This is a genomic window from Achromobacter sp. NPDC058515 (assembly GCF_042721735.1).
Classification (GTDB): domain Bacteria; phylum Pseudomonadota; class Gammaproteobacteria; order Burkholderiales; family Burkholderiaceae_B; genus Achromobacter.
Genome location: NZ_JBHXNI010000013.1, coordinates 76353 through 101895 on the forward strand (window position 1 = coordinate 76353; position 25543 = coordinate 101895).

At 67.5% G+C, this 25543-nt stretch carries 24 protein-coding genes and 2 pseudogenes; 7 read left to right on the forward strand and 19 right to left on the reverse strand.

What is annotated here, in order from left to right:
* The first annotated feature begins 21 nt into the window (after window positions 1-21).
* On the forward strand, window positions 22-435 hold the full coding sequence (locus ACFWP0_RS21160) for a DsrE family protein (RefSeq protein WP_377845322.1): 414 nt from the start codon (window positions 22-24) through the stop codon (window positions 433-435).
* Here ACFWP0_RS21160 and soxB read toward each other — a convergent pair.
* The 13 genes from soxB to ACFWP0_RS21225 form a co-directional block, all read right to left on the reverse strand.
* Entirely contained in the window at window positions 420-2129 is a 1710-nt protein-coding gene (soxB, locus tag ACFWP0_RS21165) for a thiosulfohydrolase SoxB (RefSeq protein ID WP_377845525.1), read from the reverse strand. The genes ACFWP0_RS21160 and soxB overlap by 16 nt on opposite strands.
* Window positions 2130-2164: 35 nt before the next feature.
* Window positions 2165-2671: a TlpA family protein disulfide reductase gene (locus tag ACFWP0_RS21170; protein ID WP_377845323.1), complete on the reverse strand. Its 507-nt coding sequence runs from the start codon at window positions 2669-2671 to the stop codon at window positions 2165-2167.
* 23 nt (window positions 2672-2694) lie between these two features.
* Window positions 2695-3351, reverse strand: a complete 657-nt coding sequence (gene soxX / locus ACFWP0_RS21175) for a sulfur oxidation c-type cytochrome SoxX (RefSeq protein WP_377845325.1) — start codon at window positions 3349-3351, stop codon at window positions 2695-2697.
* Window positions 3352-3361: 10 nt separating this feature from the next.
* The gene (gene soxA / locus ACFWP0_RS21180) at window positions 3362-4192 is read right to left on the reverse strand and encodes a sulfur oxidation c-type cytochrome SoxA (protein WP_377845327.1); all 831 of its coding nucleotides are present in this window, start codon (window positions 4190-4192) and stop codon (window positions 3362-3364) included.
* 87 nt (window positions 4193-4279) lie between these two features.
* Window positions 4280-4594, reverse strand: a complete 315-nt coding sequence (gene soxZ, locus ACFWP0_RS21185; protein WP_377845329.1) for a thiosulfate oxidation carrier complex protein SoxZ — start codon at window positions 4592-4594, stop codon at window positions 4280-4282.
* Window positions 4595-4631: 37 nt separating this feature from the next.
* A complete protein-coding gene (gene soxY, locus ACFWP0_RS21190; RefSeq protein ID WP_377845527.1) occupies window positions 4632-5099 on the reverse strand; it encodes a thiosulfate oxidation carrier protein SoxY in 468 nt (155 codons plus the stop codon).
* Window positions 5100-5140: 41 nt separating this feature from the next.
* The gene (locus ACFWP0_RS21195) at window positions 5141-6310 is read right to left on the reverse strand and encodes a c-type cytochrome (protein WP_377845330.1); all 1170 of its coding nucleotides are present in this window, start codon (window positions 6308-6310) and stop codon (window positions 5141-5143) included.
* Window positions 6294-7628 carry a sulfite dehydrogenase gene (gene soxC, locus ACFWP0_RS21200; protein WP_377845332.1) on the reverse strand — a complete coding sequence of 445 codons (1335 nt, stop codon included), beginning with the start codon at window positions 7626-7628 and terminating at the stop codon, window positions 6294-6296. Before soxC ends, ACFWP0_RS21195 begins: the two co-directional genes overlap by 17 nt.
* A 151-nt stretch (window positions 7629-7779) precedes the next feature.
* Window positions 7780-9039: an NAD(P)/FAD-dependent oxidoreductase gene (locus ACFWP0_RS21205; RefSeq protein WP_377845334.1), complete on the reverse strand. Its 1260-nt coding sequence runs from the start codon at window positions 9037-9039 to the stop codon at window positions 7780-7782.
* Entirely contained in the window at window positions 9036-9386 is a 351-nt protein-coding gene (locus tag ACFWP0_RS21210) for a c-type cytochrome (protein WP_377845336.1), read from the reverse strand. The genes ACFWP0_RS21205 and ACFWP0_RS21210 overlap by 4 nt, the downstream gene beginning before the upstream one ends.
* A 35-nt stretch (window positions 9387-9421) precedes the next feature.
* Complete coding sequence (locus ACFWP0_RS21215) at window positions 9422-9769, reverse strand: cupin domain-containing protein (RefSeq protein WP_377845338.1); 348 nt, start codon at window positions 9767-9769, stop codon at window positions 9422-9424.
* A gap of 74 nt (window positions 9770-9843) precedes the next feature.
* On the reverse strand, window positions 9844-10830 hold the full coding sequence (locus tag ACFWP0_RS21220; protein ID WP_377845340.1) for a Bug family tripartite tricarboxylate transporter substrate binding protein: 987 nt from the start codon (window positions 10828-10830) through the stop codon (window positions 9844-9846).
* A gap of 72 nt (window positions 10831-10902) precedes the next feature.
* Window positions 10903-12027, reverse strand: coding sequence for a muconate/chloromuconate family cycloisomerase (locus ACFWP0_RS21225; protein WP_377845342.1), 1125 nt, complete (start codon window positions 12025-12027; stop codon window positions 10903-10905).
* A gap of 106 nt (window positions 12028-12133) precedes the next feature.
* Between ACFWP0_RS21225 and ACFWP0_RS21230 the strand changes: the two genes are divergently transcribed.
* Window positions 12134-13018 (forward strand): LysR family transcriptional regulator, encoded by an 885-nt coding sequence (locus tag ACFWP0_RS21230; protein WP_377845343.1) that lies wholly within the window; start codon window positions 12134-12136, stop codon window positions 13016-13018.
* 58 nt (window positions 13019-13076) lie between these two features.
* On the opposite strand, the gene ACFWP0_RS21235 is transcribed toward ACFWP0_RS21230, so the two are convergent.
* Complete coding sequence (locus ACFWP0_RS21235) at window positions 13077-13997, reverse strand: LysR substrate-binding domain-containing protein (RefSeq protein WP_377845345.1); 921 nt, start codon at window positions 13995-13997, stop codon at window positions 13077-13079.
* 142 nt (window positions 13998-14139) lie between these two features.
* Between ACFWP0_RS21235 and ACFWP0_RS21240 the strand changes: the two genes are divergently transcribed.
* A complete protein-coding gene (locus ACFWP0_RS21240) occupies window positions 14140-14544 on the forward strand; it encodes a RidA family protein (RefSeq protein WP_377845347.1) in 405 nt (134 codons plus the stop codon).
* Window positions 14545-14559: 15 nt separating this feature from the next.
* Here the strand turns inward: ACFWP0_RS21240 and ACFWP0_RS21245 are convergent, their stop codons facing one another.
* On the reverse strand, window positions 14560-15204 hold the full coding sequence (locus tag ACFWP0_RS21245; protein WP_377845349.1) for an NTP transferase domain-containing protein: 645 nt from the start codon (window positions 15202-15204) through the stop codon (window positions 14560-14562).
* 173 nt (window positions 15205-15377) lie between these two features.
* On the opposite strand from ACFWP0_RS21245, the gene paoA reads away from it, so the two are divergent.
* The 4 genes and pseudogenes from paoA to ACFWP0_RS21265 all read left to right on the forward strand — a co-directional run.
* Entirely contained in the window at window positions 15378-16013 is a 636-nt protein-coding gene (gene paoA / locus ACFWP0_RS21250) for an aldehyde dehydrogenase iron-sulfur subunit PaoA (protein WP_377845350.1), read from the forward strand.
* Entirely contained in the window at window positions 16010-16969 is a 960-nt protein-coding gene (locus ACFWP0_RS21255; RefSeq protein ID WP_377845352.1) for an FAD binding domain-containing protein, read from the forward strand. The genes paoA and ACFWP0_RS21255 overlap by 4 nt, the downstream gene beginning before the upstream one ends.
* Window positions 16966-19164 (forward strand): aldehyde oxidoreductase molybdenum-binding subunit PaoC, encoded by a 2199-nt coding sequence (gene paoC / locus ACFWP0_RS21260; protein ID WP_377845354.1) that lies wholly within the window; start codon window positions 16966-16968, stop codon window positions 19162-19164. Before ACFWP0_RS21255 ends, paoC begins: the two co-directional genes overlap by 4 nt.
* 41 nt (window positions 19165-19205) lie before the next feature.
* Window positions 19206-19346: pseudogene (locus tag ACFWP0_RS21265) on the forward strand (SDR family oxidoreductase); the annotation flags it as partial.
* Window positions 19347-19356: 10 nt separating this feature from the next.
* Here the strand turns inward: ACFWP0_RS21265 and ACFWP0_RS21270 are convergent.
* The 4 genes and pseudogenes from ACFWP0_RS21270 to ACFWP0_RS21285 form a co-directional block, all read right to left on the reverse strand.
* Window positions 19357-21162, reverse strand: a complete 1806-nt coding sequence (locus ACFWP0_RS21270) for a YadA family autotransporter adhesin (RefSeq protein WP_377845529.1) — start codon at window positions 21160-21162, stop codon at window positions 19357-19359.
* A gap of 318 nt (window positions 21163-21480) precedes the next feature.
* A pseudogene (locus tag ACFWP0_RS21275) lies at window positions 21481-21555 on the reverse strand (ESPR-type extended signal peptide-containing protein); the annotation flags it as partial.
* 276 nt (window positions 21556-21831) lie between these two features.
* On the reverse strand, window positions 21832-22671 hold the full coding sequence (locus tag ACFWP0_RS21280; protein ID WP_377845531.1) for a glucose 1-dehydrogenase: 840 nt from the start codon (window positions 22669-22671) through the stop codon (window positions 21832-21834).
* A 36-nt stretch (window positions 22672-22707) separates the two neighbouring features.
* A complete protein-coding gene (locus ACFWP0_RS21285; protein ID WP_377845356.1) occupies window positions 22708-25467 on the reverse strand; it encodes a glucosidase in 2760 nt (919 codons plus the stop codon).
* Window positions 25468-25543: the final 76 nt, after the last annotated feature.

Here is a 25543-nt window from a genome sequence, read left to right on the forward strand (position 1 = left end):
GCACACCCAAGGGAGGCAAGTATGTTCAAGAAGCTGCTGGCATTGGTGTTGGGCATGGCATTGATGGGTGCGGCCGTCGCAGCCCAGGCCGCCGACAAGGTGGTCTACCACGTCAACGATTCGGCTTCGCAGGCCTTGTCCGCGCTGCGCAACATGCGCAACCAGCTGGATACCGCGCCGGAGACCTCCGTCAAATTGGTGGCCCACGCCGACGGCGTCGACTTCCTGATGACGGACTACAAGGACGCGGCCCAGGTCGGCCCGCTGATCTCGGCGCTGGCCGCGCGCGGCGTGGCCTTCGAAGTCTGCGAGATCACGCTGAAGAACCGCAACCTGCCCAAGGACGCGTTCGTGATGGAAGCGGACTTCACGCCTTCCGGCGTGGTCCGCATCACCCGCCTGCAACAGGAAGGCTATTCCTACATCAAGCCCTGATTTCCCGCCGCGCCCTTGACCTCGGGCTGGTTGGGGCGCACCTGCGCAATCGTCTTGCGGTCGCGCAGGTACGCCGCCACCACATCCCATACCGGCTCGCCGCTGGCGCCTTCGGCCACCGGCGCCCATCCCGCCACCTTGTACTGCTTGTCCGCCTGGACCGGCGCATCGCCCAGGCGCATGTCGCCGATCCGCGCGCCCGCCGCGCCGGCGGGATCGACCGAATACTGCAGGCCGCCCACGCGCACCATGTCGCCGCCTTGCTGGTAGTACGGGTCCGGGTTGAACAGATTGTCGGCCACGTCTTCCAGGATGGTCTTCAAGGTGGCGCCGCTCATCTGCGTCACGGTGGTGTGCGGATAAGTGATGGCGGTCTGGTTCAGCACATGCTCCATGGTGATGACCTGGCCCGGCAACAGGCTGGTGCCCCAGCGGAATCCCGGCGAAAAGGCGATCTCCGCTCCTTTCACCTGCATCAGCGCGTCCAGGATCACCTGATCGAAGGTGCCGTTGAAATTGCCGCGCCGATACAGGGTTTCCTCGGTGGTGGCCAAGGGCTGCGCCAGCTGCTTCGCATAGGGCGCGCGGATGCGCTCCACCAGCGCCTGCATGGCCGGGTCGGCCGGCAGGTACCGGGCGAAGACGGGCATCAGCGTGTAGCGAAAGTCGGCGACCTTGCCGTCCCGTACATCGAAGTCAAGCACGCCCAGGAACTTGCCGTTGCTGCCCGCATTGGTGACCAGCGTCTTGCCTCCGGCGTTCGGCACCGCCACCGGCGCGGGCACGCCGTCATGCGTGTGGCCGCCCAGGATCGCGTCCAGTCCGCGCACGCGCGAAGCCAGCTTCAAGTCCACGTCCATGCCGTTGTGCGACAGCAGCACCACCGCCTGGGCGCCCTTGGCGCGCACCTCGTCGATGGTCTCCTGCAGCCGCTGCTCCTGGATGCCGAAGGTCCAGTCCGGCACCATGTAGCGCGGATTGGCGATGGGCGTATAGGGAAAGGCCTGGCCGATCACGGCCAGCGACACGCCGTTCATCTCGCGCATGGAGTAGGGAGCGAACACCGCGTCGCCAAAGTCGCTGGTCTCCACGTTCTGCGCCAGGAAATCGACCTTGCCCTTCAGGTCCTTTTCCAGCACTTCCTGCACGCGCTCGGCGCCCAGCGTGAATTCCCAATGCGCCGTCATCATGTCCACGCCCAGCAGCAGGCAAGCGTCCACCATGTCTTGTCCGCGCGTCCAGAGGGCGGTGCCGGAACCCTGCCAGGTGTCGCCGCCGTCCAGCAGCAGCGCGCCCGGACGCGAGGCCTTCAGGCGCTTGATCAGCGTGGCCAGGTGGGCAAAGCCGCCGACCTGCCCGTATTGCTCCGCGGCCTGGGCGAAGTCCAGGCAGGTGAAGGCGTGGGCCTGGGCCGAGCCGGGCGCGATGCCATAGGCGCGCAGCAGGTGTTCGCCCACGAGGTGCGGCGCGCGGCCCGCGGCCTGGCCGAAACCCAGGTTGACGCTGGGTTCGCGATAGTAGATCGGCAGAAGCTGCGCGTGGCAATCGGTGAAATGCAGGAAATGCACATTGCCGAAGGCGGGCGTGTCATAGAAGGCCTGCGCCGCCTGAGCCGCCGCGCGCGGACTGTGCGACAGGCCCATGCCGGCGGCGGAGGCCGCCGCCAGCACCTGAAGAAACTCGCGTCGATTGATCATCGGTCCAACCGTGAAAGAGGGAAGGGAGGCGCTCAGGAGCGCGGCGGAGCGTGGCGCAGCAGTTCGAGCACGTCTTCCTCGAACATCTCGCCGGGTATGACCTCGACCAGTTTGCCGTTTGCGTCCAGCACGAACACTTCGGGAATGACGCGGCGCTTGCCGAACACCGCGCGCAAGGCCTCGCTGTCCATGGCCACGCCAAAGGTGTAGCCATGCTTGGCGACGTAGTCGCGCGCGGCCTGCTCGTCCTTGTCGATGCTGACAGTCAGGATGCGCAGGCCCTTGTCCCGGGCCGCCTCCGTGAGCTTCTGCAGGTGTGGATTCTGGCGCGCGCAGTACGGGCACCAGGAGGCCCAGTACTCGATCACCAGCGGCTTGCCGGCAAAATCCGCCGCCGACAGGCGGGTGCCGTCCAGCAGGCGCACTTCCGGCATCGCCAGCTTGTCTCCCACCTTGGGCGGCGCCTGGGCGTGGGCCGCCGCCGCGGCGAGCATGCCCGCGGCCAGCAGCAGCCGGCCATATCTGGAAACTGCGTTCATGCGTCCTCCGCGCGTGGCTGGTGTCAGGGCTTGGCCTGGTCGTCATTGACCGCGGATTGCGGGTCCAGCAGCAGCGCCATCACGTCCTTGAGCTGCTGCTCGGTCAGGATGCCGGCGGCGCCGAAGCGCGGCATGTTCGAACACGGCATGGTGGCGTGCGAGTCGTAGATCTTGTTCCAGGTGTAGGCCACCATTTCCTTGCTGTTGCCGCGCAGCTTGCCGTACTGGTAGAGCGACGGCCCGATGTTGCCGTAGGAGATCTCGGCCTTGCTCATCTGGTGGCAGGCGTAGCAGTTGCCGCCGTTGACCGTCTTGGCCGTGTCCGAGAACTGCAGGCCGCGGCCGTTCTGCGCCACTTTCTCTCCCTGCCGCCAGTCGCCGATGTAGTTGCCGTCGGCGGGCGGCTTGACGTTGGCGGCCGCCTCCTGCGTGATCTTCATGGCGGTCTCGGCGGGCATCTCTCCGCCCGCCTCGGCGATCGAACAGGCGCGCTGCATCGGCGACTGGTCGATCCGGTCCAGCTTGGCCAGGCCGCGCTCGACGAACGAGTCCTTCAGTTCGGCCACCAGGGCCTGGTGATCGACGGCCGCCTTCGGCGCCGGCTGCTGCGCCCCGGCGTTGGCCGCCAGGAGCAGGCCAACGGCCGCCAGGCCGGGCCAGGTCGTGCGTATCTTGCGCATGATTCCCCCTTTACCGCTTGATGGCCGGGGCCATCATCTGGCCGCCGTTGGCATTGACACCCAGGAACACCGTCAGGTCCACCGACGCGTCCGAGCCGTACTTCAGCAGCGGCATGCGCTGCTGGCGGAAGCAATCCTGCAGGCGCCATTGCATCGACCGCAGCGCGCCCTGCGACACGCGGTAGGCCGGCCAGCTTGCGAAGGCGGCGCGCGCCGGTTCCTGCTTGGTCAGGTTGGGCAGGTCCTGCAGCCGGATCCGCTTGTTGTCCCCGGTATGGCAGGACGCACAGGAGAAGTCGTACGGGCCGCCCCGGTAGTAGAAGATGTCCCGGCCGCGCGCATACGCCGCCTGTTCCTTGGGATGGGCCTGCGGCACCGCGATCTGCATGCCGCGCGACAGGCCCGCGACGTAGGCCACCAGCGACTCGATGCCGGTGGAGTACTGGCCGTCGCCCGAGAAGGGCTTCTTCGTGACCTCGGCGGCGTCCAGGCCCTGGAGCTGAGCCATGCAATACACCAGGCGGCTTTCCAGGTCCATCACGCGCCCGGCATCCTCGAAGTAGCGCGGCAGCTGGGCGTAAGCTCCCTTGACCACGCCGGCGCCCAGGCCCAGGTCGCATTTCTCCAGCGAGGCGCTCTTGGGCCCACGGCTTTCCTTCCACAGGTCCTCGCCCGCCATCTCGATGAGCTCGGCCGGATTGCCGTCGGCCAGCATCTCGCGGTATTGCGCGATGCCCTGCGCGGTGTCTTGCTCGGCCGCGGTGGCGGCCGCCGCCAGCCGCGCTCCGGCCAGCGCGAAGCCGGCCATCGCGCATGCGGCAAGCATGCGTTTCCTATCCATGTATGTCTCCTCACGCGGTTGCCCTGCCGGCCGCGGTGGCCGGCGGGCGTTTATTGTTAGTCCGCCTTCACCCACACATCCGGAACGCTAGGTCACCGTGGCGACATCGGTGCGGGTCGCGCCTTCGCTGTCCTTCCAGGTGACGCTGACCTTGTCGCCCTTGGCGGCGCCCTTGAACTTGAAGGACAGGAAGGGGTCGCGCGAGACCGCCGGCCCCCATTGCGCCGCAAGCACCACCTTGTCGCCGCTCTTCACGGTGACGTCCTGGATGAAATGCGCCGGCACCACCTTGCCTTCGGCGTCCTTGCGCTGCCCGGTCTCCATGATGTGGCTCATCAGGACCTTCACCTCGATCACGCCGTCCTTCTCCGCGGCGCGGATCCGCATTGGCCTTGCTTCCATGTGCTGTCTCCTTGATTGCTCGTAGCGGGTGCGCGGCTCAGCCGCCGCAGCCGCCCAGGGTCACCTTGATTTCCTTGTGGGCCGTGTAGTACTTGCCGTCCGCCTTGACCAGGGCATACACGTCCGAGGTCTGGCTCATCTTCACGCGGGTCGCCACTTCAGGCTCGGTGCCGGCGGGCAGCGTGAAGCTGGCGGCCAGGGCGTTGGGGTTCTTGGCCACCAGGATCGAGATCTGCTCGGTGTTGGGCAGCTTGCTGACAGCGCCCACCGGCACCACCGCGCCGTTTTCGGCGATATCGGGCGCCACCAGCGTGATCTGGTCGCTGGGCGCGGCATCGCCTCCGCCCAGCGCCTTGATCACCTCCTGCATGCTCTTGGCGTCGAAGGCCTGCTTGTTCCAGTCGGCCTGCACCGCCCAGGCCTGGCTGGGCCGCAGAATGCCCGCCGCCACGGCCAGGCTGAGCACCGTGCCCAGGCCGACCACGCGGCGCCGCTGTCGATCGATGTGTTGTTGTGTCATAGCCGTCTCCTCTCTCTCCCAAAGTTTCAACCCGGCGCGGGTGCGCCAGCCAGAATCCAGTCCACGATGCGCTTGAGGTCGTCGTCGCTGACGCCAGGATTCGGCGGCATCGGCATGGCGCCCCAGACGCCGCCGCCGCCCTTGCGGATCTTCTGGGCCAGCAGCGCATGCGCGTCGGCCTTGCCCCCGTACTTGGCCGCCACGTCCCTATAGCTGGGCCCGATCATCTTGCGATCGGCCGCATGGCAGGCTACGCAGGCGCCGGACGTGGCCAGGCGCGCGCCGGCCAGGTCGGCGCCGTCGCCGGCCTTGGGCGGTTCGGAAGCGGATGGCGCCGATGCGGCCGCAGGCGTCGGCGCGGCGAGGGGCGCAGCCGAGGCGATGGTCTTGCTGGCGTGGACGCGCACGGCCTCGGCGTTGCTGCCGGCCGCGCCCGTCAGGGCAGGCGCCAGCGTATTGGCGCCGCGCACCGGCCCGATCAAGCGGTTCTGCGCGGCGATGTCGCCGTGGGCATTGCGCGCGTAGGGCGGCAGCTCCGAAGACACCGTGACGGACTCGGCGCAATTGCTCATGCAGGCGGTGTTCTGCGTGTCGGGCTTGCCCGAGGCCAGCCACATCCCGTGGTCGCGCGTCATGCCGTTGCGGTTGGGCATGCGCGCCTGCACCTCGGCGATGTTCTTGTCCGAGAGCTCGAAGTTCTCGGGTACGATCTCGCCCAGGTTCAGCAGGTAGGCCGTGACGGCGTAGACCTCGTCCGGCGAGAGGCTCTTGGGGTTGTCCCAGGGCATGGCGCGATGGATGTAGTCCCACAGCGTGGAGACCGTGCTGACCTTCATCAGCGTGGTGCGCTGTGGCTGGGAATTGCCGGCCAGCGCGGCCACGCGGCCGCTGCGGATGTCGTCGGCGCTGGTGCCGCCCGCAAGCGGCGTGAAGACCTCGTTGCTTTCGCCAAAGCTGCCGTGACAGGAGGCGCACTTGCCCTCCCAGATATCGCCGCCGCGCAGCACCGTGCCGCTGCCGGCGGGCAGGCCCTTGAAATCCGGCCGCACGTCGATATCCCAGGCGGCCACCTCGGCCGGCGTGGCGCCGCGGCCCACGCCGGGGAATTTGTCCGCCGCGCCGGCGCCCGGGGCCAGCAAGGCCAGCCCCAGGCCCATACAGGCCAATGCGGCGCGCAGGCTATTCGACGTGGACATTGCTCACCTCTCCGCTCTCGGCCACCCGCCACGATTGAATGGCGTTGTTGTGATAGATGGAGCGCGTGCCGCGCACCTCGCGCAACTGGCCCGAACGCGGCTGGACGTAGCCGGTCTCGTCCTGCGCGCGGCTCTGCAGGATCACGGGCGAACCGTCCCAGACCCAATCGATGTTGAAGCGCGTCAGGCATTTGGTCAGCACCGGCCCCTCCAGCCGCGCCGTGCGCCAGTTGCGCCCGCCGTCGGTGGACACGTCCACCTGCCTGACCTTGCCGCGGCCCGACCAGGCCAGTCCGGAGATATTGCAGAAGCCCTTGTCCAGCAGCACCTGTCCGCCCGACGGCGTGGTGATGACCGACTTGCACTCCTGGATCGAGGTGTACTGGCGGTGCTGGCCCCCGGGGACGAGGTCGACGTAGTGGATGGTCTCGTCCTTGGTGTTCCAGGGCTGGTCGCCGACTTCGATGCGGCGCAGCCACTTCACCCACGACACGCCTTGCGCGCCCGGCACGACCAGGCGCAGCGGGTAGCCGTTCTCGGGCCGCAGCATCTCGCCGTTCATGCCCCAGGCCACGATGACGTCGTCCAGCGCCGCTTCCATCGAGATGGTGCGCGTCATGCTGGAGCCGTCGGCGCCTTCGGCCAGCACATACTTGCCGCGCGCAAGGTCGGCGCCGCAGTCTTCCAGCAGCACCGAAAGCGGCACGCCGGTGAACTCGCAACAGGACAGCATGCCGTGCGTGTACTGCACCGTCGGCACCGCCGCATTGCCCCATTCCGGGCCGGTATTGGCGCCGCATTCGATGAAATGGATGCGCGACACGGACGGCAGGCGCATCAGGTCGTCCATGGTGTAGACCTTGGGCTGCGCCACTAGGCCGTTGATCATGAAACGGTGCTGCGACGGGTCGATATCGACCCAGCCCTGGTGGTGGCGCTCGAAGTGCAGGCCGCTGGGCGTGATGATGCCGAACAGGCCCTGCAAGGGCGCGAAGGCGACCGACGAAGCCGGCACCCGCGTCAGGCCCGGCGACTGGCGCCGCTGCAGATTGGCTTCGTACCGCGAGGGCTCGCCGTAGGGCCGCGCGGCCACCGGCTGGCCCAGCGATGTCGACCAGGGCCGCGGAGCCAGGATCATCTCGTCGCCGCCGGTGGCCGCCAGCGCATTGCCGGCCCAGCCCGCGGCCAGCGCCGCGCCGGCGGTCTGGAAGCTGCGCCGCAAAAAGCCTCGCCGGGCGTCGTCCAGGCCATTGCGGGCAATGTCCTGCGCCAAATCGGCGGAAACAAAATTCTCGGGCGCCTTGCGCAGGCGCCCCATTTTTGCCTCTCGATCCACCTTGCTCCTCCGTGGGTGTTACCCGGCTTCTTTATTTTCTTTAGTTATATGCAAATTATCTTCACACATAAAGAAGCCGGTTGGCACGCTGCGCCGCAGCACCCGGCGGCGGCAACACGGTCTTGCGGGAGGGTCAACCCAGCATGTCGCCCCAGATTGCCTGGGCCCACGCCTGGGCATAAGGAGTTTCCCTAGCGTTGGCTTGCGCCGACAATCCGCCGGCCCCGGCGACCGGCATCATGGTCTTCGCCGCCGCGTCGTAACGGTGCACGCTGGCCACGTGCATGACCTCGCGGTCGGAGGTGTAGCTGTAGCAGGTGTTGGCGTACAGCGGCTGCTGGTTGACCTCGCCGCCCGTGAGCAGGGCGGCCACGGCCGCGGCGCAGGTCTTGCCGTGCTGGTTGGCCATGTGGCCGGACTTGGGCATCGCCGGGGCGATCTGGATCGCGTCGCCCAGCACATGGATGCCCGGCACGGCCAGCGATTCGAAGGTCAGGAAATCCACCTCGCACCAGTCGCCGTTGGCCGTGGCCAGTCCGGCGTCCGCGGCGATGGCCGCGGCGCGCATCGGCGGCACCACGTTCAGCACGTCCGCCCGCACGGTCTCGCCCAGCTCGAACTGCACGGTGCGATTGGCGGCATCCACGGCGACCGCCTCGAACTGCGGGTTGTACTCGATGTAGCCCGCATACGAGCGCGCCCAGGCCTGGCGGAACAGCGCGGCCTTGGACGTGATGTCCGCGTTGGCGTCGAAGACCAGCACCTTCGAGCGCGGCTTGAACTGTTTGAAGTACCAAGCCACCTGGCAGGCGCGTTCGTACGGCGCCGGCGGGCAGCGGTAGGGCGCCAGCGGGATGGTCAGCACATAGGCGCCACCATCCGGCATGGCCTCCAGCTGGCGGCGCAGGGCCGCGGTTTGCGCCCCGGCCTTCCAGGCGTGCAGAACGAGCTCGCGCGCGCCCGGCGCGTCCATGCCCTCCATGCGCTGCCATTGCATGTCCACGCCCGGCGACAGGATCAGGCGGTCATAGGACAGCCGCTGGCCGCCGGCCAGCCGGACTTGCCGGGAGGGCGCGTCGACGGCGAGCGCGCGGTCGTGCACCACGCGCACCCCGCGGCGCAACAAGCCGTCGCGCGCCAGGGTGATATCGGCCATGGCCTTGCTGCCGCCGAGCACCAGGTTGGAGAGCGGACAGGAGACGAAAGCGGGGTTGTCGTCGACCAGCGTGACATCGATGGCGCCCGCGCCCAGCAGGCGCAGATAGCGCGCCGCCGTGGCGCCGCCGTAGCCTCCGCCCACCACCACCACATGCGGCCTGGCGGCGCGCGCGGCCGGCGCGGCTCCCAGGGCGGTCCCGGCCGCCGCCGCCAGCAGGAAGCTGCGCCGCTTCATGGCGCCTCCGCCTTGGGCCTGGCGGCGAACCACCGGGCGATGCGAACGATCTCGTCGTCGCTGTAGCCCCGCGCGATCTGGGCCATGACCCCGGCTTCGGACGACGCGGCGGCCAGCGTCCGCATGCGCGTCGCGATCCAGTCGGGGGAGAGTCCTTCCAGCGGCAGGATGGCCGGCATCGGCCGCGCCGCCGGCGCATGGCAGGTGATGCAGGAAGCCGCCCAGGCCCGCGCCTGCGGGTCCTGGTCCGCGGCCACGGCCGGGCCGCAGGCGGCAGCCAGCAGCGCGCAAGCCAGTCCGGCGGACGAGGCCGCGCCTGGCGATGGACGAAACGGCAAGGCAGGCATGAAAGGGGCCGCTCCCGTGGGCGTCCGCGGGATGGCTACGCCGCCGCGGGCGGTATCCGCTTGAGCGCGACAGTGACCAGGACCGACGCATCCTCCAGCGCGAGAAGCGCATGCGGAGCGCGGCCCGACAGGTACAGCAGATGGCCGGGCCGCAGCACGTGCGTGGCGTCTTCGGCCGCGACTTCCACGCTGCCCTCGATGCACTGGATCGTGATTTCTCCGGCGACGTGATGAGAGGGCATCGCCTTGCCGGCCATCAGCACCAGCCGCATGACCTCCAGGTCTTCCGATTTGAAGAGCGCAATCGACTGCGCCGCCGAGAGGCGGCTTCCGTAGGGAGAGAGGTCGATGACTTGACCGGGATCCGCATGTTTCAGGGCCATGATAGAGGTACCTTCACGAGATCAGCGTGATGCAGACGATACCTCATTCGCGGCGGCCCCGATGGGCGCCAGGCTTAGTTGATCTTGATGTTCCGTTCCTTGACCAGCTCCTTCCACTGCGCCGTTTCCTTGGCCAGGTGGTCGCGCAAGGCGTCGGGCGTGCCGCCGATGGACTCCGCGCCGATCGAATCCAGCGTGGCCTTCACCTTGGGTTCGGCCAGCGCGTTGCGCATGGCTTCGTTCAGCTTGGCCACCACCTCGGGCGGCGTGCCGGCGGGCGCGAAGGCCGCGAACCAGGGCATCAGCTCATAGCCCGGCACGCCGGCTTCCTGCATGGTCGGCACATCGGGCAGGGCGGCCGAACGCTTGCTGGTGGTGACGCCCAGCGCGCGCAGCTTGCCGGTGGCGATGTGCGGCTTGGCCGAGGTGATGCTGTCGAACATGTAGTCCACCTGGCCGCCCAGCAGATCGGCGACGGCGGGGCCGCTGCCCTTGTAGGGCACATGCAGCATGTCCACGCCCGTCATGGAGACAAAGAGCTCGCCCGCCAGATGAATCGAGGTGCCCACGCCGGCCGAGGCGTAGGTGTAGTGGTTGGGCTGGGCCTTGGCCTTGGCGATCACGTCCTGCACGCTGGTGGCGCCGGTGCGGGCCGGGTTGGCGACCAGCACGTTGGGCACCACGGCCAGGAGCGAGATCGGCGCGAAGTCCTTGATGGGGTCGTAGTTCAGGTCCGCGTACAGCGCGGGGTTGACCGCCATGCCGTTGGCCACGATCAGGATGGTGTAGCCGTCCGGCTTGGCGCGCGCCACGCCGGCCGCGCCGATGTTGCCGCCCGCGCCCGCGCGGTTCTCCACGATGAAGGAGGTGTTGAGCTGCTTGCCCATGGACTCGCCCAGCGTGCGGGCGATGCTGTCCATGGCGCCGCCCGGCGGGAAGGGCACGACCCATTTGATCGGGCGGTCGGGATAGCTGTCCGCGTGCGCGGCGGACGCGCCGCCCAGCAGCGACAGGGCCAGGAAGGCCCGGGCAAAGGGGTTGAATACATGGCGCATGCGCATGGTTGTCTCCGTGGTGCTTGAATTATTGTGGACCGCGCCCTGCGGGGCGGGCGCGGCCAGCGAGTACTGGGGTTAGTTGCCGCGGCGGTAGAAGGCCAGTTTGTCTTCGTCCAGCGTCAGGCCCAAACCGGGGCCGTCGGGTATTTCCATTTCAAAATCCGCGTAGCGCGGCGGGTTCGCCACGATGTCGTCCTTCAGCAGCAGGGGGCCGAACAGCTCGGTGCCCCAGGACAGGCGCGGCAGGCAGGCAAAGCCGTGCGCCGACGCGATCGAGCCCACCGAGCCTTCCAGCATCGTGCCGCCATACAGCGACATGCCGGCGGCGTCGCCCACCGCGGCGGTGCGCAGCATCTCGTGGATGCCGCCGGACTTGGCAATCTTCAGCGCCAGCACGTCGGCCGCGCCCTGGCGCGCGATGTCCAGCGCGTCCTCCGGGCCGTTGATCGCCTCGTCGGCCATGATGGGCACCACGAAGCGGGCGGCCAGCCGGGCCATGCCGGCCAGGTTGGCGCGCGGAATGGGCTGTTCGATCAGGTCCACGCCCGCGGCTTCCAGCCGGGCAATGGCGCCGGCCGCATCGGCCTCGTTCCATGCCTGGTTCACGTCCACCGTCACGCGGGCGCGGTCGCCCAGCGCCTGCTTGATGCGCGACACGTGCGCCACGTCGTCGGCCACGGCGCGGCGGCCGACCTTTAGTTTGAAGGTGTTGTGGCGGCGGCTTTGCAACAGCGACTCGGCTTCCTCGATGTCTCGGGCGGTGTCGCCGCTGGCCAGCGTCCACAGCACCGGCAGGCGCGTGCGCACCGCGCCGCCCAGCAGTGTGGACACGGATACGTTCAGGCGCTTGCCCTGCGCGTCCAGCAGCGCGGATTCCAGCGCGGACTTGGCGAAGCGGTTGCCTCGCGCCACTTTGTCCAGGCGCTGCATCGCGCCGTGGATGTTGGCCGCATCCAGCCCCGCCAGCGCGGGCGCCAGGTAGGCATCGATCGCCAGCTTGATGCCCTCGGGGCTTTCTTCGCCATAGGACAGGCCGCCGATGGTCGTGGCCTCGCCGATGCCTTCGATGCCGTCGCTGCACTGGAGCCGCACGATCACCAGCGTCTGCCGCTGCATGACCGCCATGGCCAGCTGATGGGCGCGGATGGTGGGCAGGTCCACCAGAATGGCCTCGACCGAGAGAATGCTTACCGGATTCATACTTTTATAGCCAGGTTTGTACGATGCTTGCAGTATGGCTTGCGTTTTCGTCCTTAGTCCAAGACTATATCGGTTCCGATTAATACCTTTGCAGTCTAAATAAGCCATGCAGCTCAGACACCTGCGCTATTTCCAGGCCGTGGCGGAAGAGGGCAGCTTCACCCGCGCCGCCGCCCGGCTGCACATGGCCCAGCCGCCGCTCAGCCGCCAGATCCGCCAGTTCGAGGAAGAACTGGGCGTGGCGCTGTTCGAACGCACCACCCGCGCGCTGCGCCTGACCGAGGCGGGGCGCTTCCTGCTGGAGCAGTCGCGGCTGCTGACCGCCAGGCTGGAAGAAGTGCTGGAAGGCACCCGCAGGCTGGGACAGACGCAACGCCGCTGGTTCGGCATCGGCTTCGTGCCGTCCACGCTCTACGGATTCGTGCCCGAACTGATCCGCCAGCTGCGCAGCGCGGATCCCCGGGTAGAAGTGGGCCTGATGGAAATGACCAGCTTGCCGCAGATCGAGGCCCTGAAGGCCGGGCGCATCGATCTGGGCATCGGCCGCATCCTGCTGGATGATCCGGCAATCGAGCGCCGGGTGCTGATGACCGAACCGCTGACGGCCGCCGTGCCGCTGCACCATCCGCTGGCGGGGCTGGAAAGCGTCTCGGTGGAGCGGCTGGCGCAAGAGCCCTTCGTCCTGTATCCGGCGCGGCCCAGGCCGAACTTCGCGGATCACGTGCTGGGGCTGTTCCGCGCGGCGGGGCATGCGCCCCAGGTGGTGCAGGAAGCCAATGAGCTGCAGACGGCGATCGGGCTGGTGGCGGCGGGGCTGGGGGTGACCGTGGTGCCGGCGTCCGTGCAGCGCCTGCAGCGCCAGGACGTGGCCCATGTGCGGATCGATGCGGACGCGTTTGTGTCGCCGGTGATCGTCAGCTACCGGAAGGATGACAGGTCGGCGTTCCTGGGAATGGCGCTGGAGCTGGCGGGGGCGCTGGCGAAGGGGTAGGGCACAGGCCCCAGCCCGGCACACTTGGACCGGCGGCCGGCAAGGCGGGAGACCCCGCCTAGGGCTTGCCCATCATGGGCGCATACCGTCCCATCAGCTCAACGATCCAGTCGATGAACACGCGCAGCTTGGCGCTGACGTGCCGGTTCGGCGGAAACGCCACGTACATCGGCATCGGGTCGAGCCGCCAGTCTTCGAACAGCGGGGCCAGCTCGCCGCTTGCCAGGTGCGCGCGGGACATGTAGTCCGGCAGCCAGAGCACGCCCATGCCCGCCAGGCCGGCCGCCAGATAGGCGTTGCCGTCGTCCACCGCCAGGACATAGCGGCCATGCACGTTGACGCGTTCTTCGCCGCGGCGCATGGCGTAGGGCAGGGCCCTGCCGTTGCGCGCCCACAGAAAGCCGACGATGCGATGGTGCGTGTCCTCAAGCTCGCGCGGATGCGAGGGCATGCCGGCGCGCTCCAGGTAGGCGGGCGCCGCGTACACGCCCAGCTGCAGGTCGCCCACGCGGCGGGCCATCAGGGACTGGTCGGTCAGTTCGCCGCCGCGCACCACGCAGTCCACGTTTTCGCCGATCAGGTCCACGATGCGGTCGCTGACGCCCATGTCGAGCTGGATGTCGGGATACCGGGCATGGAACGCCGGCAAGGCGGGCACGAGGATCATGCGGGCCAGCGGGCTGGGCACGTCCACCCGCAGCCGGCCCCGGGGCGCCTCCGCCGCGCTGGAAAGGCTGGTCTCCGCGTCGTCCATGTCCGCCAGCAGCCGTATCACGCGCTCGTAGTAGGCGGCGCCGTCGGCGGTGACGTTGACCTTGCGGGTGGTCCGGTTCAGCAGCCTGACGCGCAGCCGCGCCTCCAGCTGCTGCACCAGCTGGGTCACGCTGGTCTTGCTCATATGCAGGGTCTCGGCAGCCTTGGTGAAGCTGCCGGTCTCCACCACGCGGGCGAACGCGCTCATCGCATCGAAACGGTCCATTGCGGCTCCTGAATGTCCGGGGATTGTTTGGATTCTACAAATAGTGATGGAGGGACTTGCCCGTTTATCCGCGGCGCACGCGCCCGTAAAGTTTCTCCATGGCTAACACGGGCCGGTTCCGGCCCACTGAAGGAGAAATTCCATGGCAACACGCGACGTCGTCTTCCCCGCCGGGCGCCACGCCCTCTACGAACGCCACCGCTATTCCCCGGCGGTCCGGTCCGATGGCTTCCTGTTTGTTTCAGGACAGGTCGGCAGCCGCGAGGACGGCTCGCCCGAGCCTGATCTGGAGGCGCAGGTCCGGCTTGCATTCGAGAACCTGAACGCCATCCTGGCGGCGGCGGGATGCACGTTCGAGGACGTGGTCGACGCAACCGTCTTCATGGTCGATCCCGATTCAAAGTTCGAAACGATCTGGAAGGTGGTGCCGGAATACTGGGGCAGCGCGCCGCACCCGGCGCTGACCGCCGTGGGCGTGACGTGGCTCTCCGGGTTCCAGTTCGAGATCAAGGCGATCGCGAAGCTGCCGGACGGCGCGCAGGGGTAATCCGGCGCCGCCCGCCTACCGGTAGATTTTTCCCGCGCTTGTCAGATCTTCGGGAATGTCCACATCCGCCAGCACGGCGGGGTCGTCCACGGCCAGCTCCGTAACCGGGTGGCGGCCCAGCAAGGCGCGCGCGCCGGCGTCTCCCGCCAGCGCCGCCAATTCCGCCCACAGCGTCCGATGGAACGCAACGGGATGGCCGCGGCGGCCGTCCCAGGCGGGCGCCACGATCTTGTGGCCCTGCGATGCCCGCGCCACCTGGATGCAGGTAAGGGGCCGCACCCACGGCATGTCCCCCAGGGCGACGAGGCAGGTCTGCACGTCGGGCCCGCAGGTCCGCAGCAGGTGGCGGGCAACGGCCGCCAGGCTGTCGCCCATGCCGTTCTTGCCGGCTCCGGTCGCCAGCACCTCGCAGCCTTCCGCCGCCAGCAGCCTTGCCAGCGCCGGGTTGTCGGGCCGGACCACCGCCACGGTGCGCGCGGTGGCGGCGCGCATCGCCGCCACCGCGGCCAGGGCGACAGGCCTGCCGTCCGGCAGCGGCGCCAGCAGCTTGTCCTCGTCCGGGGCCAGGGCGGCATAGCGGCGGCCGTGGCCCGCGGCCAGCACAATGCCGACGCAACTTGTCAGCGGGGCGTGGTCGGGAGGGGTGTCGGGATCGGGCATTTTCCGGGCGCGATGGCGTGGCGGGTTTGGGGATGGCCTGGATATCATGCCCGAAAGGCGCTCAACCGCGTATTCCGGCTTCAAGCCTTGCCCTCCACAGGAACGCAGCTTGCTGGCGGCGGTGACTGCGGGCCGCCCCAAGGCCCGCGCCGCGATCACAGGAGGACCAGGCCTTGGAACACCCGCTAGATCTCAAGATATCCCGGCGCGATCTGTTGAAGGTGGGCGCGGCATCCGCCACCGCCATGGCCGCGCCGCAAATGGCGGCGGCGCAGGGGGCCGGCGCGGTCCAGCCCATGTCCTCCACGGTGACGCTGCGGGTGAACGGCGCAACGCACGAAATGGCCATGGACATGCGCACCACCTTGCTGGACGCGCTGCGCGAACACCTGCGCCTGACCGGCACCAAGAAGGGTTGCGACCACGGGCAGTGCGGCGCCTGTACGGTGATGCTGGACGGCAGGCGGGTCAACGCATGCCTCACGCTTGCCGTCATGCACGACGGCGCGGACATCACCACGATCGAAGGCCTGGGCACGCCGGCCTCGCTGCACCCGCTGCAGGCGGCGTTCGTCAAGCACGACGGATACCAGTGCGGCTACTGTACGCCGGGGCAGATCTGCTCGGCCGTCGGGATGCTGGATGAAGTGTCGCGGGGCATACCCAGCCACGTCAGCGCCGACCTCGCCGAACGCCCGCTGCTATCCGCCGAAGAGATACGCGAGCGCATGAGCGGCAACATCTGCCGCTGCGGCGCCTACGCCAATATCGTCGATGCCATAGCGGAAGTCGCGGGGGGCAAGGCATGAAGCCCTTCACCTACGAGCGCGCCCGCACGCCCGCCGAGGCCGCCGCCAGCGCGGGCCGCGTGCAGGGCGCGCGCTTCATCGCGGGCGGCACCAACCTGATCGACCTGATGAAGATCGAGGTGGAAACGCCCGCGCACCTGATCGATGTGAACGGGCTGGGCCTGGACCGGATCGAAGCCACCCCTGACGGTGGATTGCGCATAGGCGCCCTCGCGCGCAACACCGATCTTGCTGCGGACGAACGCATCCGGCGCGACTACGCCATCTTGTCCCGCGCGATTCTGGCCGGCGCGTCGGGGCAGATCCGCAACCGCGCGACGACCGCCGGCAATCTCCTGCAGCGCACGCGTTGCCCTTACTACTACGACACCAATCAGCCCTGCAACAAGCGGGTGCCGGGCAGCGGCTGTTCGGCCATCGGGGGCGTGACGCGCCAACTGGCCGTAATCGGCGCAAGCGACGCCTGTATCGCGACCCATCCCAGCGACATGGCGGTGGCGATGCGGGTGCTGGACGCCTCGGTGGAAACGGTGCGGGCGGACAGCACGACGCGCGTCATTCCCATCGCCGATTTTTACCGCCTGCCGGGCAACACGCCCCATATCGACAACTCCCTGGAGCCCGGCGAGCTCATCACCGCCGTCACGCTGCCCAAGCCCGTGGGCGGCAGGCAGGTCTACCGCAAAGTCCGCGACCGGGCGTCTTTTGCCTTTGCCCTGGTGTCGGTCGCCGCCGTCGTGCAGCCCGACGGAAGCGGGCGTGTCGCCCTGGGCGGCGTGGCGCATCGGCCCTGGCGGATCGAGGCGGCCGAAGCGGAAATGCCGGAAGGCGCAAAGCGCGTGGCGGACCGCCTGCTGGCCGATGCGCGGCCCACGTCCGAGAACGCCTTCAAGCTGGCGCTGGCGCAGCGCACCCTGAGTTCAATCCTGGCGGAAAGCGAGGGCACGACGCGATGAAATTCGATACTCCCGCAACCGAGAATCCCATCGATCGGCAGAAGATAGTCGGCCACGCCGTCGACCGCATAGATGGGCCGCTCAAGACCTGCGGCAAGGCCGCCTATGCCTATGAGCATCATCAGGCGGCGCCCAACGCCGCCGTGGGCTATGTGGTCGGTTCGGCCATCGCCAAGGGCAGGATCAGCGCCATGGATATAGAGGCCGCCCGGAACGCGCCCGGCGTGCTGGCGGTCGTCACCGCGCAGAACGCCGGCAAGCTGGGCCACGGCAAGTTCAACACCGCCACGCTGCTGGGCGGTCCGGACATCCAGCATTACCACCAGGCCATCGCCGTGGTGGTGGCGCAGACCTTCGAGCAGGCCCGCGCCGCTTCCCGGCTGATCCGGGTGCAGTACGAGCGCGCCAGGGGCGCATACAGCCTGGCCGCGGAAAAAAACGGCGGCGCGGCGGGCAAGCGGATTCCCAAGTCGGATGTGGGCGATTTCGAAGGCGCCTACGCCGCGGCGCCCGTGAAGATAGACCGCACCTACACCACGCCCGACCAGTCGCACGCCATGATGGAGCCGCATGCGTCCATGGCGGTCTGGAAGGGGGACGAGCTGACGCTGTGGACCTCCAATCAGATGATCGACTGGAGCCGCGGCGACGTCGCCAGGACGCTGGGCATTCCGAAGGAGAAGCTGCGGCTGATCTCGCCATTCATAGGCGGGGGATTCGGCGGCAAGCTGTTTGTCCGCGCGGATGCGGTCCTGGCCGCGCTGGGCGCGCGGGCGGCGCAGCGGCCGGTCAAGGTGGCCTTGCCGCGTCCCCTGGTCATCAACAACACCACGCACCGGCCCGCCACCATACAGCGGATACGCCTCGCCGCCGCCCCGGACGGCAAGCTCGTCGCGATCGGGCATGAGAGCTGGTCCGGCGACCTGCCGGGCGGCCAGCCCGAAGAAGCGGTCCAGCAGACGCAATTCCTCTATGCAGGCGCAAACCGCATGACGGCGCTGAACCTGATGACGCTGGACCTGCCCGAAGGCAACGCGATGCGCGCGCCCGGCGAGGCGCCCGGCATGATGGCGCTGGAAATCGCCATGGATGAAATGGCCGAGGCGCTGGGCATGGATCCCGTCCAATTCCGGGTCCGCAACGATACGCAGGTGGATCCTTCGGCGCCGGAGCGCCCGTTCTCGCAGCGCCATCTGATCGAATGCCTGCAAACGGGCGCGCAGCGCTTCGGCTGGCAGGAGCGCAGCGCCAAGCCGGGCGGGCGGCGGGAAGGGCGCTGGCTGATCGGCATGGGCATGGCGTCGGCCTTCCGCAACAACCTTGTGACGAAATCGGCCGCGCGCGTGCGCCTGGATGCGGCGGGCAGGGTCATCGTCGAGACCGACATGACCGACATCGGCACCGGCAGCTACACCATCATCGCGCAGACCGCCGCGGAGATGCTGGGCGTGCCGGTGACAAGCGTGGTCGTGCGCCTGGGCGATTCGTCGTTCCCCGTATCCGCCGGTTCGGGCGGCCAGTGGGGCGCGAACAGCTCGACGGCCGGCGTCTATGCCGCCTGCTCCAAGTTGCGCGCCGCCGTCCTGGAAAAGCTGGGCTTCAGCGCGGAAGGCGCGGTGTTCGCGGACGGCGCGGTGACGGAAGCGGGAGGGCGCTCCGCGCCCTTGGCGCAAGCGGCCGGCGGCGGCGAGCTGGTCGCGGAAGACGCACTGGAATTTGGCGACCTGGACAAGAAATTCCAGCAATCGACCTTTGGCGCGCATTTCGTGGAAGTGGGCGTGGACGCCGCCACGGGCGAGACCCGCATCCGCCGCATGCTGGCGGTTTGCGCCGCCGGCCGCATCCTGAATCCCAAGACCGCGCGCAGCCAGGTCATCGGCGCGATGACGATGGGCATCGGGGCGGCGCTGATGGAAGAGCTGGCCGTGGACCGGCGCGTCGGGTTCTTCGTCAACCATGACCTGGCGAGCTACGAGGTGCCCGTGCACGCCGACATCCCGCCACAGGAGGTCATCTTCCTGGACGAAACGGACCCGGTGTCGTCGCCCATGAAGGCCAAAGGCGTTGGCGAGCTGGGCCTGTGCGGCGTGGGCGCGGCGATAGCCAATGCCGTGTACAACGCCACCGGCGTGCGTGTGCGCGATTACCCGATCACCCTGGACAAGCTGTTGCCCGGACTACCGGCGCAGGCGTGATGCCGACAATCCGCGGTGAACGCGGGATAGCGGACTTCCTCCGCCGTCTCTGGAAAGAGCGGTCGCCGATGCGGCGGGCAGCCAGCCCCGAGGATATCGCCCAGGCCGTCGCCTTGCCGGTCGCCTCGGATTACCTGACGGGCGAGATTCTGCTCTCGGATGGCGGGCTGAATCTCACCTGACGGGCGCGCGTCACCACTGCATGGAGGCACCCACGCCAGCGGTCGCATTGCCTGAACCCATGCCGACGCCGGCCTTCAGCTTGATCCGGTCGTTCACGCGCGCGGACGCGCCCAGTGCGATGGCCTGATAGCCATGGTAGGTCGCCGCGCCCATGCCCAACGCGAACTTCTTGCCTTGATCGACTTCAGGAATCATGGTCAGCGCCGTGGTCGCGGCAATGCCGGAGTACGCGTTGCGCGCCAGGTCGGCCACTGCGCGGTTGGTCTGGTCCAGGCGGCTGTCCAGGCGGTTCAGGCCTTCGCGATTGCTCTGCACATTGCTGTCCAGCGACCTCAGCGCGTCGCCCACATTGCTGTAGGCCTGGCCATCCAGCACATACGACGGGCCGGTCACGGCGCCCGTGTTCGCGTCAATGCTTGCGCCGCCGCCCAGGCCGGCGACGACCGGGGCCAGTTGGCCGACGTTCACGGCATCGGTCTTTTGCGAGCCCGCGCCCACGTTGGTCACCTGACGCTCCGCGCCCTTCGAACCCACGGACACGGCGTTTGCGCGGTCCGCCACCGAGTTTGCGCCCAACGCCACGCCATTGGCCGCCGTCACCGAAGCGTTCGCGCCCATGGCCACGCCCTTGGTTCCTGCGTCGACCACGGCGGCATCGCTCCCGTCGCCTGCGCCATCGACCTTGACGTAGCTGCCGGCTCCGCTCATGCCGGTCATCTGCTGCGAAATGGCGTAGAGCTGGCTGCCGTTCACGGCGTCCGTGCTGGTGGCGGAGACGGCGCCGTTTGCCACGCCGGCAATTTTGCGCGCGCCGCCCGCGCCCGACATGTCGACCAGATTGCCGCCCTTGTCCGCGGCAACGGTAATTGTGCCGTTCGCCGCATCTTGTTTGACCAGGCCGACCTCGCCATTGTTCATCTGTTGCGTGACGCCGTCGATTGTCGATTGCATCTGCGTCACGCGATTGTCCAGGCCCGCTACGGCGCTGCTCACCGAGTGGTGCGCGACCCCGCCCACGCTGTAAGAGGGCGCCGAAATCGAGCCGTCGGCATTGACGGCGGCGCCGCCGCCCAGCGCGCCGGCGACCGAAGCGCTCACGGTATGCAACTGCCCGCCATTGACCGCGTACACGCTGCCCGGCGCCACCACGCCATTGGCGACACCCGTCAGCTGGCGCGCGCCGGACGTGCCGGCGAAATCGACAAGATTGCCGTCCTGCTCCTGGCCCACGGTCAGCTTGCGCGTGGCCGCATCCTGCTTGACCAGGCCCAGGCCGCCGCTATTGATGCTGGCGGTCAGATTGTTCAAGTTCGTCGTGTTCTGCGCCACCAGCCCGTCAAGCGTATTCAACGCCGTGGTGTTGGCCAGCACGCTCTGGTTGGTTGCGTACAGCTGCGAACCATTGACCGCGTCCTGGCTGGCTGCGCTCAGGACGCCGGCGTCGACGCCGGCGAGCTTGCGCGCACCGGCGCTGCCCGTCATGTCCACAATGGCGCCGTCCAGGTCCTTGGCAACGGTGATGGTTTTCGTGGCCGCGTCCTGGCGCACCAAACCCGCCGCGCCGCTGTTCAGCGATTGCGTCAAGTTTGTGATGTCGCCCGTGTTCTGCGTTACACGGCCGTCCAGCGCCGTAATGGACGTGGTGTTGGTTGTCACGCGGCCATCCAGGCCGGTAATCGCCGAGGTATTGGCGGTCACGTTCTGGTTGGTTGCGTACAGCTGCGAACCATTGACCGCGTCCTGGCTGGCTGCGCTCAGGTCGCCCGGGGCAAGCTGCGTAATCTTGTTGCCGTTCATTTGAACGGTGTTCAGCATGGAAATACCGTTCATGCCCTTTAGCTCAAGCGTGCCGTTGGTATATCCCGTGATACGCGCCGTGGATGCACTGAATCCATTCCCCCCGGCGTTGTCGCCGGCGTTATTCAGCGAAAACGAGAAATCGGAGGTGATGCAATTCAACGAAGTGCTGGACCCGGGGGTAGAGCCCAAGGAAGCGCCGCTCTTCGCTACGGGATCACAGAGCTGCAAGCCCGATCCGGCGGCTTGCGCAGGCGTGAATCCGCCGGCGCCCATGCCGGCAAGCGCCATGGCGACGGCGGATGCGGCACGGACCGCCTTGCCCGGCTTGCCGCGGGAACGGCTGTTTTCGGACACGGCAGCCCAGGTCTTGGTGGTGGCATTCCAGACCAACAAATAAATGCGATTCATGGTTTTTGCTGGTGGTTTGGCACGCAGCACAGTCAGGGTTGAGATCAACGGAAGATCGGCGGCCAAGGGATAACCCGGACGAACGCTGCTTCAGCGGGACGCAAATTTACTGACTGGGAAGACCGCGAAATATAAGAATTCTTTGAAATTGCGCGGCATAAGTGTCAACAATGGTAAATAGGGCGCATCCTGCGCCGTTACATCTCTGGCGATGCGTGCATGACGCCGCGCCCGCGGTTGCTCGCGGGATTCCTGGTCCTGCGCCTGGGCGCCCAATCAGCCGCCCGATTCAAACCCGGGATACAAGGTCATGCCGCCATCGATGACGAGCGTGGCGCCAACGATGTAGTCGGCGAAGTCGGACGCGAGCCAGGCTGCGGCGCGGCCCACCTCGTCCGGTTCGCCGATGCGCTTGTAGGGGACCAGCTTCATCAGATCGGCATAGGCCTCGGGCGTGGACCATGCCGCGGTGTTGATTGGCGTCCGGATCGCACCCGGCGCAATGGAATTGACGCGGATCCGCTTGTCGGAGACCTCTTGGGCCAGGCTCTTCATCAGCAGCATCAGTCCACCCTTGGACGCGGCGTAATTGACGTGGCCGGCCCATGGAATGATCTCGTGGACCGAGCTGGTGAAGATGATCTTGCCCGCGGCAACCGATATGCCCGGCCGCGCGCCGCGGCGCAGGAACTCGCGCACCGCCGAGCGGGCGCATAGAAATGCCCCGCGCAGATTGACGTTGATCACGGCATCCCAGTCCGCAACGCTCATTTCATGGAAGGGCGCGTTGCATTCCCTGCCGGCGTTGCTGACGAGGATGTCGACGGTTCCGAACTCGCGCACCGCCGAGGCGAACATGGCCAGCACCTGCTCCTCGTTGGCAACGTCGGCCTGCACCGTCATCGCGCGCCGTCCGCCGCTGCGTATCGCTTCGGCCACGGCCTCGGCGTCAGCGGGGCTTGCCACGTAGTTCACGATCACATCGGCGCCGGCCGCCCCAAGCGCCAGGGCGATGGCGCGACCGATGCCGGAACTGGCGCCGGTCACCAGCGCTGTCTGCCCCTTCAGCAAGGCCTGCGAATTCAGGGCCGGCAACACGGGCCCCGGTACGTGCATGTCGGCGTTGTCGCTCTGCATGGCGAGCTCCTGGGTTCAGTTGGCGGCGCTCGCTTGCTCGCGCAGCGCCCGTAGGGCCGCGGCTTCGGCGCCCGGCATGAGCAGCAGGTCCTTCGACAGCACGGCATTTATCTGCAGGATGCGCGCGATGCAGCCTGTCCAGCCGGTTTGATGGCTGGCTCCGATGCCTGCGCCCGTATCGCCGTGGAAATATTCATGGAACAGCACCAGGTCGCGCCAGTGCGGGTCCTGCCAGCACACCTGATCCGTACCGTTCGAAGGCCGGCGGCCATCGGCGTTGGGAAGGAAGATCCGGATCAGGCGGTCCCCTAGCTCCCGGGAGACTTCCAGCAGGGTCATCATCCTTCCCGAGCCGGTCGGGCACTCGATCGTGAAGGTCTCGCCGAAGTACGCATACAGGTGTATCAGCGAGGAATAGAGTAGAAAGTTGATCGGCATCCAGACCGGCCCGCGCCAATTGGAATTTCCGCCGAACATGCCGGTGTCGGATTCCCCGGGCACATAGCTCACCTGGTGCTCCAGACCCGCGTGGCGAAAGACGTAGGGATGCTCAAGGTGAAAGCGCGACAGCGCCCGGATGCCATGGGGGCCGAAGAATTCGCCTTCGTCCAGCATGCGCGCCAGGACGCGGCGCATCTTCGGCTCGTTGATGGTCGCCAGCATGCGCCGGTTGGCGACGCCGGGCTGCTGGGGCAGATGCGTGTTGGCGGCAAGCTCGGCGTGGCGTTCCAGGAACAGGCGCGCGCGCGCCCGGAAATTCGGCAGTCTGGCGAGTATGTCTTCTTCAAACACGGCGACGGCGGCAAGCGGCAGCAGCCCGACGATCGAACGCACCTTCAGGCGCGTGGCGCTGCCGTCCGGCAGGCGCAGCACGTCGTAGAAGAAGCCGTCTTCCTCGTCCCAGGCTTCGTCCTCGTGTTCGCCGACGCGGTCCAGCGCGCCGGCGATCAGCAGCGTGTGCTGGAAGAACTTCTCGACAAACTCTTCATAGAGCGGCTCGTGCAGCGCGAGCTCGACCGCGATGCGCAGCATCTGCTGGCTGAAAAACACCATCCAGGCGGTGCCGTCGGCCTGGTCCAGGTAGCCGCCCGTGGGCAGCGCGGACGAACGGTCGAACACCCCGATATTGTCGAGTCCGAGAAAGCCTCCCTCGAAGACGTTGGCGCCGGTCCGGTCCTTGCGATTGACCCACCATGTGAAGTTCACCAGCAGCTTGGAGAACGCATACTTGAGAAACTCGATGTCGCCGTGTCCATCGCGTCGCTCCTTGTCGAGGACGTAGAGCTGCATCGTCGCCCAGGCATGCACGGGAGGATTGACGTCGCTGAAGTTCCACTCGTAGGCGGGCAGTTGGCCGTTGGGATGCAGGTAGTCATTGCGCAGCATCAGGTCGAGCTGCTGCTTGGCGAAGTCCGGGTCGACCGTGCCCAGCGGAATCATGTGAAACGCCAGGTCCCAGGCGGCATACCATGGGTACTCCCATTTGTCCGGCATCGAGATGATGTCGTCGTTGAACATATGGGCCCATTCGCTGTTGCGCACGCGCCGGCGGTCCCGTTGCGACAGCTTGCTGCCCGCGCCGTGCTCTTCCAGCCAGAGGTCGAGGTCGTAGTAGAAGTACTGCTTGGACCAGAGCATGCCGGCCAGGGCCTGCCGCATGACGTTCGCGCGCTCGGGGTCGGCGCGAACCGCCAGCGGCGTTATCGAGGTGTAGAAGGCATCGGCCTCCTCCAGCCGCTCGGCGAACACCGCATCGAAGTCGCCGAAGGGGGCGAACGCCACGCCGGGGGGGCGGGTCGTCAGGCGCAGCTGGACAACCTTGGACTCGCCGCCGCCGATATCAAGCTGGTAATGGCATGCCGCCTTGGTTCCCCGCCGCGCCGGATTTACCGCGTTGACGTCGCCCCGCAGGATGAAATCATGGATGCCATCCTTCGCGTACGGCGACGCGTTGGCCGAGCCGAACAGCCGGGCGTTATTGGTCTCGTTCTCGGTGAACAGCAGCGGGACGTCGGCGTCGCAGTAGAGGTAATAGTCGCCCAGCGGCTCCTGTAGCGGCGCGCTGTCGTGATGCGCGCGGATCGTCGCCAGCCCGCCCGGTTCGACGCTTTCGAGCAGCGGCTTCGGGAAGGCCTCCGAATATGACCACGTGTTCCTGAACCACAAGGTCGGCAACACGTGCAAAGGCGCCGCGCCGGCCCCGCGGTTGAATACGGTGATGCGCACCAGGATGTCTTCGGGCGCCGCCTTGGCGTATTCAACGAAAACGTCGAAATACCGGTTGTCGTCAAACACGCCCGTGTCCAGCAGTTCGTACTCGGGCTCGTTCCTGCCGCGCATGCGATTGGTCTGGACGAGATCGGTGTACGGATAGGCCGCTTGCGGATACTTGTACAGGTACTTCATGTACGAGTGCGTGGGCGTGGAGTCGAGGTAGAAGTAGTACTCCTTCACGTCCTCGCCGTGATTTCCCTCGCTGTTCGCCAGGCCGAAGGCGCGCTCTTTCAGAATCGGATCGCGCCCATTCCACAGCGCCAGCGCAAAGCACAGCGCCTGGTGGTCGTCGCTGATGCCGCCCAGGCCGTCCTCGCCCCAGCGGTAGGCGCGCGATCGCGCCTGGTCATGCGTGAAGTAGTTCCAGGCGTCGCCGTTGTCGCTGTAGTCTTCCCGGACGGTGCCCCACTGTCGCTCGCTTAAATATGGCCCCCATTTTTTCCAGGCTGCGCGCTTCGTCTGGGCCTCGGCAAGCCGTTGCTTCTCTGCGTGATCGCTCATGGCATCTCTCCGGAGTGCGCGCAATCAATATTCGCTCTTTGGAGCCAATATGCAAGGGGCGTTCCGGACCCGCCCG